A 9514-nucleotide genomic window follows, 5' to 3' on the forward strand; every position below is an offset into this window, starting at 1 on the left:
GGGCGGCGGGCAGCGACCCAGCCGGCCGGGGGTGGTGTGGGGAAGCTCCACGCCCGGCCGGCGACGCCGTCGCCGGTGCCGTTCGAGGAACGATCCGCGTGTCGCTGCGACTCCCCCCGCGGTGGCACGGCACCACCAGGGCACTGACCCGCCGACGCACCACCGAGGGAGAGCACCGATGCCGACGAACCGTTCGACCAGCTCGTCCAACGTCAGCCGATTCCCGGCTGCCGTGCCGGCCGGTGGCGCGTCCCGGCAGCAGCTTCCGGTGCCCGCCCATGCGCTTCCCCACCGCACTCCGCGGGAGCTGCTGACCCTCGCCCGGCACGGGCTCGAGGAGGCGGCCGAGATCCGCACCGACGGCATGCGCTATGCGACGGCCCACCTGGCGGCGCTGCGCGCGGCGGCCGCGGTGCTCGCGGCCCGGGCCGTTCCCGCCGCACCCGGCCGGCGCAGCCGCGTGACGAGCGTCTGGTCGCTGCTGGTGCTCGTGGCACCGGAGCTGACCGAGTGGGCGGCGTTCTTCGCCGCCGGCGCCAGCAAGCGTTCGGCCGCCGAGGCCGGCATCCCGCGGGTGGTCTCCGCCCGCGAGGCCGACGACCTCATGCGCGCCGCGGAGCAGTTCATCGCCGTCGTCGAGGTGGGCCTGGGCCTGTCCTATCAGCCACGCCTGGAGGGCCTGGCCAGCTGAACCGGTCCGGCCCGGCCCCGGGGGGAGATCTGCCGCTCCACCCCGGGCGGGCCGGACGGCCCCGCACGGCGCCGGACCATCGCGCCGTGGGGGCCTCCCGGTGACGCCGGGCCCTGGCCGTCGTCCTGTGGCTCGGGTGGTCGCGGAGCGGTCCGGTCCGGGTGGGCCGGGCGCCGCGGGGATGACGGCGGGTGGAGCGAACAGCACGACAGTGGGGGAGCAGGTGCCGTGGCTGGCATGTCGGCTTCGGCGGCCGCCGAGTTCTACGACGACGCCTATGACGATCCGCATGAGGGGTGGCACGACGACCTCCATGACGGCTCGGACGGGCGCGTCTTCGGCCGCTCGCCCGTTACCCGTCTTGATGCATCCGGTCGCGCGCAACCTCTGTCTGATTTGTCCGCCTATCACCGGGAAGGTCCGCGGACGCCGCGGCGGATCGACCGGTTGGCGGCGGTGCGGGCCGCGGGGCTGGGCGGGGTGGTGCGACCGGCCAGTGAGCACGCGGCCGAGGTGGGTGGGGTCACGCGGACCCTGCCGGTGCTCTCCGAGCTGCGGGCCCTCCTGCCCGGGGGCGGGCTGCGGCGGGGGGCCACGATCGCGGTGCACACCTCGTCGGTGCTGCTGGCGTTGCTCGCCGCGGCGTCGCGGGCGGGGTCGTGGTGTGCGGTCGTGGGGTTGCCGGCGCTCAGTCCGGTTGCCGCGGCCGAGATGGGGATCGCGCTGGATCGGCTGGCGCTGGTGCCGTACCCGGGGACCGAGTGGACCACCGCCGTCGCCGCGCTGCTCGACGGGCTCGACATCGTCGTCGCGGCGCCGCCGGGGCCGATCGCGCCGGCCGTCGCCGGGCGGCTGGCCGCGCGGGCCCGGCAGCGGGGGAGCGTGCTCATGCCGGCCGGGCCGTGGGCCGGGGCGGACCTGACGGTTGCGCCGGTCCGCGGGGCGTGGGACGGGCTCGGCGCCGGCCGGGGCCGCCTGCGCTGCCGGGAGATGACCATCCAGGCCCGCGGCCGCGGCGCGGCGGCTGCCCCGCGCGAGGTCACGCTCTGGCTGCCCGCGCTGGAGGGCGTCCTGCCACCGGTCAGCCGCCCGTTCGCCGACCGCCCGGTCGAGGCGGGGAGCGAGGCCGGCCGCCCCCTGGCCGCGGTGGGTGGGGACAGTGCCGGCCGCGGCGGGCGGCCCGTTGGCGCGGTGGGGAGTCGCGACGCGGTGGGCGGGGACGGTGCCGGCCGCGGCGGGCGGTCCGTGGTCGCGGTGGGCGGGGGCGGCGCCGGCCGTGGTGGGCGGCCCGTGGGTGCGGTGGGGAGCCGCGACGTGGTGGGCGGGGACGGCCCCGGCCGCGGCGGGCGGTCCGTGACCGCGGTGGGCGGGGAGGGCGCCGGGCGCGGCGGGCGGTCCGTGGGCGGGGACGGGGCTGGCCGTGATGGGCGGCCCGTTGGCGCGGTGGGCGGAGATGGGGACGGCCGTGGTGGGCGGCCGGTGGGCGTGGTGGGGAGCGAAGACGCGGCCGGCGGGGATGGCGGCGGGCGTGCCTCCGCGGGCGAGGTCGAGCGGGCGGGGGACGGTGCGGTTGTGGCGTTGCGGTGGGTGGGGTGACGAACGGCGTGCGGACGATGGTGATCTGGTGTCCTGACTGGCCGGTGATCGCGGCCGAGATCGTGGACGGGTATCCGGCGCGGGAGGCCGTGGCCGTCATGCATGCCAACCGGGTGCTGGCCACGTCGCCGGCCGCGCGGGAGGAAGGGGTGCGGCGGGGGCTGCGGAAGCGGGAGGCGCAGGGGCGGTGCCCGCACCTCATCGTGCTCGAGCACGACCCGGCGCGGGACATGCGGGCGTTCGAGCCCGTGCTGATGGCCGTCGAGGCGCTCGCGCCCGGGGTCGAGACGCTGCGGCCGGGGGCCTGTGCGCTCGCGGCGCGCGGGCCCGCGCGGTACTACGGCGGGGAGGAGGCGGCCGCCGAGCGGCTCGTCGAGCACGTGGCGCAGCAGTGTGGGGTGGAGGCGCAGGCCGGGATCGCCGAGGGGACGTTCGCGGCGGGGCTCGCGGCGCGGGCCGGGGTCATCGTGCCGGCCGGGGAGACGGCCGGGTTCCTCGCGGAGCTGAGCGTGAGCGCGCTCGGCCGGCCGGCGCTGGTCGACCTGCTGCGGCGGCTCGGGATTCACACGCTCGCGGAGTTCGCGGCGCTGCCGGGCGGGGACGTGCTGGCGCGGTTCGGGTTCGACGCGGCGCTCGCGCACCGGCTCGCCGGCGGGCGGGACGAGCGGCCGCTCGCCCCGCGGAAGGCCCCGCCGGACCTCGACGTGGCCGAGACGTTCGAGGAGCCGGTCGACCGGGTCGACGCCGCCGCGTTCGCGGCGCGAGCGCTCGCCGAGCGGCTCCACGACCGGCTGGCCTCGCACGGACTGGCCTGCACGCGGCTGGCGATCGAGGCGACCACCGAGCGCGGCGAGGAGCTCGTGCGCACCTGGCGGCACGACGGGCTGCTCGGCGTCGGGCAGATCGCCGACCGGCTCCGCTGGCAGCTCGACGGCTGGCTGCGGGGGCGCAACCACCGGCCGACGGCCGGGATCATCCGGCTGCGGCTGATCCCGGAGGGGGTGGTCGAGCACCTCGGGCTGCAGCCGGGGCTCTGGGGCGAGGCCGGCGAGGAGCGCGACCGGGCGCACCGGGCGCTGACCCGGGTGCAGGGGCTGCTCGGGCCGGACGCGGTGCTCACCGCGGTGCTCGACGGCGGGCGGGCCGACCAGCGCCGGATCCGGCTGGTGGCCTTCGGCGACGAGCGGGTCGCGCAGGGCGTCGAGGCGCCGTGGCCCGGGCGGCTGCCGGCGCCGTCACCGGCCACCGTCTACGTGGAGCCCCTGCCCGCCGAGGTGCTCGACGCCGGCGGGGCGGTCGTGGGGGTCAGCGGAAGGCTCGCGCTCACGGCGGTACCGGCGCGGATGAAGATCGACAAGGAACCGGAGGCGGTCGAGATCGTGGCCTGGGCCGGGCCGTGGCCGGTCGACGAGCGGTGGTGGGACGACGGCGAGGCCCGCCGGTGCGCCCGGTTCCAGCTGCGGCTGGCCGACGGGCGGGCGGTCCTGGCGGTCCTGGAGCACGGGGTGTGGCGAGTGGAAGCGCTGTACGACTGACATGGGATTCAACAATCCGGACGTGCCGTGGTCGGAGCTGGAGCGCTGGCTCTCGGGGCGCAAGCGCGAGCGCCGGCCCGACGCGAAGGGCTGGGAGCACCCCGGCGAGGACTACCACCCCGACGTGCTCTCGGCCGACCACGGCGACGGCGGCGACTCCCCGGCGTGGTCGCGCAAGCGGCAGGAGTACACCCCGCCGCCCCTGCGGAAGCCGGAGACGGCGGTGCCGTACGCCGAGCTGCACGCGCACAGCAACTTCAGCTTCCTCGACGGGGCCAGCCACCCCGAGGAGCTGGCGGAGGCCGCGGTCCGGCTGGGGCTGGAGGCCGTCGCGATCACCGACCACGACGGGTTCTACGGCGTCGTGCGCTTCGCCGAGGCCGCCCGCGCGCTGGAGATCCGCACCGTCTTCGGGGCGGAGCTGTCGCTGGGCCTGCCGGGGCCGCAGAACGGCGAGCCCGACCCGCTCGGCCGGCACCTCCTGCTGCTCGCGCGGGGGCCCGAGGGGTACGCCCGGCTCTCCCGGATCATCAGCGAGGCGCACCTGCGCGGCGGGGAGAAGGGCAGGCCGGTCTACGACCTGGAGGAGACCGCGGCGGCGCTGCGCGACCACGCGCTGCTGCTGACCGGCTGCCGGAAGGGCCACGTGCCGGCCGCCCTGCTGCGCGACGGGGTCGGCGCGGCCCGGGCCGAGCTGGACCGGCTGGTCGCGCTGTTCGGGCCGGAGTCGGTGGCGGTCGAGCTCACCGCGCACGGCGACCCGCTCGACGACGAGCGCAACGACGCGCTCGCGGACCTGGCGCTGGAGTTCAAGCTCCCGGTGGTCGCCACGAACAACGTCCACTACGCCGCGCCGGGCCGCCGCCGGCTGGCCACCGCGCTCGCCGCCGTGCGGGCCCGGCGCAGCCTCGACGAGATCGACGGCTGGCTGCCCGCCGCCGGCTCGGCGCACCTGCGCTCCGGCGCGGAGATGGCCGCCCGCTTCGCGGCCTATCCCGATGCGGTACCGCGGGCCGCCGCGTTCGGCGCCGAGCTCGCCTTCGACCTCCAGCTGGTCGCGCCGAGCCTGCCGGACTACCCGGTGCCCGAGCCGGGGATGTCGGAGATGGCGTGGCTGCGGCACCTGACGATGCGCGGCGCCGCCGTGCGGTACGCCGGCAACGACCGGGCGTACGCGCAGCTGGAGCACGAGCTGGCGCTCATCGAGGAGCTGAACTTCCCGGGGTACTTCCTGGTCGTCCACGACATCGTGGAGTTCTGCCGGCAGCACGACATCTACTGCCAGGGCCGCGGCTCGGCGGCCAACTCGGCGGTCTGCTACGCGCTCGGCATCACCAACGTCGACGCCGTGCGGTGGGGGCTGCTGTTCGAGCGCTTCCTGTCGCCGGAGCGCGACGGCCCGCCGGACATCGACATCGACATCGAGTCCGACCAGCGGGAGCAGGTCATCCAGCACGTGTACCAGAAGTACGGCCGGACCTACACGGCCCAGGTCGCCAACGTCATCTCGTACCGCCCGAAGTCCGCCGTCCGGGACATGGCCAAGGCGTTCGGGCACTCGCCCGGGCAGCAGGACGCCTGGAGCAAGCAGGTCGAGCGGTGGGGCGGCGTGAGCACCGCGGAGCTGGACGAGATCCCCGGGCCGGTCGTCGACTTCGCCAACGAGCTGCTCACGTTCCCGCGGCACCTGGGCATCCACTCCGGTGGCATGGTCATCTGCGACCGGCCGGTCATCGAGGTCTGCCCCGTCGAGCACGCCCGCATGGAGCACCGCACGGTCCTGCAGTGGGACAAGGACGACTGCGCCTCGGTCGGGCTGGTCAAGTTCGACCTGCTGGGGCTCGGGATGCTGTCGGCGCTGCGGTACGCCTTCGAGATGATCGACTCGACGCTGGACATCGCGCACATGCCGCTCGACGACGCCGAGGTCTACGACATGCTGTGCCGGGCCGACTCGGTCGGGGTCTTCCAGGTGGAGAGCCGGGCGCAGATGGCCACCCTGCCGCGGCTCAGGCCACGGACGTTCTACGACCTGGTGGTGGAGGTGGCGCTGATCCGGCCCGGCCCGATCCAGGGCGGCTCCGTCCACCCCTACATCCGGCGGAAGAACGGGCTGGAGAAGGTGACGTACCCCCACCCGCTGCTCGAGGCGTCGCTGGAGAAGACGCTGGGCGTGCCGCTGTTCCAGGAGCAGCTCATGCAGATGGCGATCGACGTCGCCGGGTTCACGCCGGCCGAGTCCGACGAGCTGCGCCGGGCGATGGGGTCGAAGCGCTCGATGGAGCGGATGGAGCGGATCCGGACCCGGCTGTACGAGGGGATGGCCGCCAACGGCATCACCGGCGCGCTCGCCGACGAGCTGTTCGACAAGCTGGCCGCGTTCGCCAACTACGGCTTCCCGGAGAGCCACGCGATGAGCTTCGCCTACCTGGTGTACGCGAGCGCCTGGCTCAAGCGCTACCACCCGGCGGCGTTCTGCGCGGCGCTGCTCAACGCGCAGCCGATGGGCTTCTACTCGCCGCAGTCCCTGGTCGACGACGCCCGCCGGCACGGGGTCACGGTGGTGCGCCCGGACGTCAACGCCAGCAACGCCAAGGCGACGCTGGAGCCGCCGGTCGACGCGGAGGTGCCCGGCGCCGGGCCGTCCGGGTGGGGGCGCGGCGGGCCGGTGGTCCGGCTCGGCCTGTCGGCGGTGCGCTCGCTCGGCGACGCCGTGGCCGAGCGCGTCGAGGCGGAGCGTGCGAGCGGCGGGCGGTACATCTCGATGAGCGATCTGGCGAGACGCGCCGGCCTGACGACCACGCACCTGGAGGCCCTGGCGACCGCGGACGCCTTCGCCGGCCTGGGCCTGACCCGCCGGGAGGCCCTCTGGTCGGCGGGCGCGGCGGCCCGGGAGACGGCGGGCCGCCTGCCGGGCACGACGGGCGGCGTCGAGGCCCCCATGCTGCCGGGGATGGACGCCGTGGAGCGCATGGTGGCCGACGTGTGGGCGACCGGCCTGGCACCCGACGCCCACCCGGCCCAGTTCGCCCGCGACCACCTGGACCGCATCGGGGCACTCTCCATCGCGGCCCTCCAGGACGTCCCGCACGGCCGCCGGATCTCGGTCGGCGGGATCGTCACCCACCGGCAGCGCCCGGCGACGGCCGGTGGGGTGACGTTCATCAACCTGGAGGACGAGACGGGCATGCTCAACGTGACCTGCACGCCCGGTCTCTGGCACCGGTACCGCAGGGTGGCCCGCACGGCGAACGCGCTGGTCATCCGCGGCATCCTGGAGAAGGCGGAGGGCGTGCTCAACCTGCGGGCCGACCACCTGAGCCCGCTGCCGCTGCCGGTCCGCTCCCCGTCCCGCGACTTCCGCTGACCACCCGCGGCGTCAGGAGGCCGGGAGGCGGTTCCAGTCGGCGGCGAACTTCGACGGGTCGAACGGGTCGGCCTTGATCGGGATCTCGCCGCCCGGCTGCATCACCGACACGCGTTCCAGCGGGACGGCCACCTGGGCGCCGCCGGCCGACGGCGGGCGGCCCTCGATCTGGATGTGGAACTGGGCGTTGTACACCGGGCGCCCCTGCTGGTCCAGCGCGCCCGTGAACTCGGCGCTGAGCACCCGGGCCACGCCCGGGACGCCCGTGGCCAGGATCTGCTGCTTCATCCGCTCCAGCTCGGCCGGGTCGTTCGGCAGCACGGGCGGCACGGGCGGCGGGGTCGCGGGGATGCCCAGGGCGTGCAGGGCGGCCAGCGGGTCGGGGGTCATCGCCGAGGTGGCGGACCAGTCGACCAGGAGCTTCTCCCGGTCCTGCGGGTCGACCAGCACCGTCAGGGGCAGGCCCGAGGTCACCCGGGACAGCAGCAGCATCGGGATGACCTCCCTGCGGCGCACGTCGTACGTGCCGTGGCCGGGGCAGGTCACCCGCAGGTCGAGCGCCACCTGGGGCTGGTTGTTGATGAGGACCCCGGTCTGGCGGGCCTGCAGCACCTGGGCGGTGCCGGCGACGCCGTTCTCCTGGAGGCGGCGGCCCTCGGCGTACTTCTTGAGGAACCGGACGCCGACGAGCACCATGATCACACCGGAGAGGAGGAGGAAGCCGCCCACGATCATCAGCGTCGTCCCGGCGGAGGACAGCGACTCCACGGTCGACATGGTGAGCAGGACGGCGCCGACGACGAACTCGACCGCGGCGACGAAGAACATCACGTACGCCGAGAAGCGGTTGGCGGAGAGGGTCATGGGGCGATGGTCGGGGAATCGACCACCGTCCGCAGTCATCTGGCTGACGGCTCGCTCGGGGAGGGCTGCCGGCGGCCGGTCCACCAGAGCCAGAACAGGCCGATGAGCGGGAGCACCAGGGGTACGAAACCGTATCCCTGACCGAAGTCGGACCAGACGGTGGCGTCGGGGAAGGCGTCCGGGTCGACGATGCTCGCCGTGCCGACCGCGAGCACGCCCAGCAGCTCGAACCCGACGGCCGCGAACGCGACCCGCCGGGAGGTGGGGGTGGAGCGGGCCAGGGCGACGGTCGCGACGACGTACACGACCGCGGCCAGGGCGGAGAGGCTGTACGCGAGCGGCGCCTCGTCGAACTTCGACGCGATCTGCACGCCCGCCCGGGCACCCGCGGACAGGGCGAAGACCCCGTAGATGCCGACCAGCACGCGGCCGGGGCCCTTGTTCAGTGATTCAGCCATAGATCTGTCCGAGTCGCAGGATGAGCACCGGCACGATGACCGCGGCGGCGCCGATGATCAGTGAGCCCCAGCGGGTCGGCTCCATCCGGGCCAGCACCGCCGCCGCCGGTGGGAACAGGGCGGCCGTCAGCAGGTAGCCGATCAGGGTCACCTGCTCGCCGCCCTCGGCCGGCCCGCCGCCCCGGGCGAGCCCGACGACCAGGGCCACCACCTGCACGAGCACCAGGACGCCGACGGCGGTGAGGCCGAGGAAGAGCGGCCGGTCGGGGGCACGGTGCCGGAAGAACTCCACGAACGCCCAGGCGGCCAGCGCCAGTGACAGCACGTGGATGGCGACAGCCAGCGGCCCGATCACGGCGGACAGCGTATCCGGCGGCTCGTGGAGCGCCCGGAGCGGGCCAAGTGTCGCCTACTTGCCTATATCCCGGTGGCACGTTCTGGGGATTCGCATGGTCCACTAGGCACGTAACGTTCTGTGTAACGCAGACAGCGACCAGAGACCTGGGGGAACACCGAATGAGCGACGGCTTCGACACCGGCGGCGACCTGGACTACGGCCACTACGAGGCCGGCGCCGACAGTGCGGACCTCGAGCAGCTGCACACGGCTTCGGGCAGCGAGGCTGACTACAACAGCGACTTCAACGTGTACGAGCAGGACACGGAGTCGGCTGAGTCGACCGACTTCCAGCAGGGCAGCCACGTCGAGATCGAGAGCCCCGACGGCGCCCGCTACGAGGAGACCAACTTCACGAACTACAGCAACGACCAGTTCGACTCGAACCACATCTTCGCCGCCGAGGGCTCGGAGTCGGGCCACGAGGCCCAGTTCTCGGAGCTCGACGCGCTGCGTCAGTCGTTCGACTCGTCCTTCGCCGAGGGCACCGAGCTGCACACCGACGGTGGCGGCCAGCTGGGCGTTGCGTCGAACTAAGCACCAGACCGCCGGCGGGGCGCGCCCCCCCCCCCCGGAGGGGGCCCCCCCCGCCCGCTTCCGCCAGGGG

The 9514-nt window shown here is 74.9% G+C and carries 7 protein-coding genes and 1 pseudogene; 5 read left to right on the forward strand and 3 right to left on the reverse strand.

The features are described 5' to 3' along the window. Window positions 1–178: 178 nt before the first annotated feature. The 4 genes and pseudogenes from ABZS66_RS58195 (at window position 179) to ABZS66_RS58210 (ending at window position 7189) form a co-directional block, all read left to right on the forward strand. Window positions 179–691 carry an SAV_6107 family HEPN domain-containing protein gene (locus ABZS66_RS58195; protein ID WP_238018286.1) on the forward strand — a complete coding sequence of 171 codons (513 nt, stop codon included), beginning with the start codon at window positions 179–181 and terminating at the stop codon, window positions 689–691. 438 nt (window positions 692–1129) lie between these two features. Next, a pseudogene (locus ABZS66_RS58200) lies at window positions 1130–1747 on the forward strand (hypothetical protein); the annotation flags it as partial. A gap of 557 nt (window positions 1748–2304) precedes the next feature. Further along, on the forward strand, window positions 2305–3822 hold the full coding sequence (locus tag ABZS66_RS58205) for a DNA polymerase Y family protein (protein ID WP_354773054.1): 1518 nt from the start codon (window positions 2305–2307) through the stop codon (window positions 3820–3822). A 1-nt stretch (window position 3823) separates the two neighbouring features. Next, window positions 3824–7189 (forward strand): error-prone DNA polymerase, encoded by a 3366-nt coding sequence (locus ABZS66_RS58210; RefSeq protein ID WP_354773044.1) that lies wholly within the window; start codon window positions 3824–3826, stop codon window positions 7187–7189. Window positions 7190–7201: 12 nt separating this feature from the next. Here ABZS66_RS58210 and ABZS66_RS58215 read toward each other — a convergent pair whose 3' ends face one another. Genes ABZS66_RS58215 through ABZS66_RS58225 form a run of 3 tightly spaced genes read right to left on the reverse strand, consistent with a single transcriptional unit; the run spans window position 7202 to window position 8866 of the window. Continuing rightward, window positions 7202–8053: a hypothetical protein gene (locus ABZS66_RS58215; RefSeq protein WP_354773046.1), complete on the reverse strand. Its 852-nt coding sequence runs from the start codon at window positions 8051–8053 to the stop codon at window positions 7202–7204. 35 nt (window positions 8054–8088) lie between these two features. Further along, the gene (locus tag ABZS66_RS58220) at window positions 8089–8511 is read right to left on the reverse strand and encodes a hypothetical protein (protein WP_354773048.1); all 423 of its coding nucleotides are present in this window, start codon (window positions 8509–8511) and stop codon (window positions 8089–8091) included. Next, window positions 8504–8866, reverse strand: coding sequence for a hypothetical protein (locus tag ABZS66_RS58225; RefSeq protein WP_354773050.1), 363 nt, complete (start codon window positions 8864–8866; stop codon window positions 8504–8506). The genes ABZS66_RS58220 and ABZS66_RS58225 overlap by 8 nt, the downstream gene beginning before the upstream one ends. A gap of 161 nt (window positions 8867–9027) precedes the next feature. Between ABZS66_RS58225 and ABZS66_RS58230 the strand changes: the two genes are divergently transcribed. Next, window positions 9028–9444 carry a hypothetical protein gene (locus ABZS66_RS58230; RefSeq protein WP_354773052.1) on the forward strand — a complete coding sequence of 139 codons (417 nt, stop codon included), beginning with the start codon at window positions 9028–9030 and terminating at the stop codon, window positions 9442–9444. The last annotated feature ends 70 nt before the right edge of the window (window positions 9445–9514 follow it).

The sequence above is a fragment of the Dactylosporangium sp. NPDC005572 genome, from assembly GCF_040605515.1.
In the GTDB taxonomy this organism is placed as follows: domain Bacteria; phylum Actinomycetota; class Actinomycetes; order Mycobacteriales; family Micromonosporaceae; genus Dactylosporangium.

Excerpts from the sequence above, each read along its gene's own strand:
- ABZS66_RS58205 (WP_354773054.1), top strand. The coding sequence starts at position 2,305 with ATGGTGATCTGGTGTCCTGACTGGCCGGTGATCGCGGCCGAGATCGTG.
- ABZS66_RS58220 (WP_354773048.1), bottom strand. The coding sequence starts at position 8,511 with ATGGCTGAATCACTGAACAAGGGCCCCGGCCGCGTGCTGGTCGGCATC.
- ABZS66_RS58215 (WP_354773046.1), bottom strand. The coding sequence starts at position 8,053 with ATGACCCTCTCCGCCAACCGCTTCTCGGCGTACGTGATGTTCTTCGTC.
- ABZS66_RS58230 (WP_354773052.1), top strand. The coding sequence starts at position 9,028 with ATGAGCGACGGCTTCGACACCGGCGGCGACCTGGACTACGGCCACTAC.
- ABZS66_RS58195 (WP_238018286.1), top strand. The coding sequence starts at position 179 with ATGCCGACGAACCGTTCGACCAGCTCGTCCAACGTCAGCCGATTCCCG.
- ABZS66_RS58210 (WP_354773044.1), top strand. The coding sequence starts at position 3,824 with ATGGGATTCAACAATCCGGACGTGCCGTGGTCGGAGCTGGAGCGCTGG.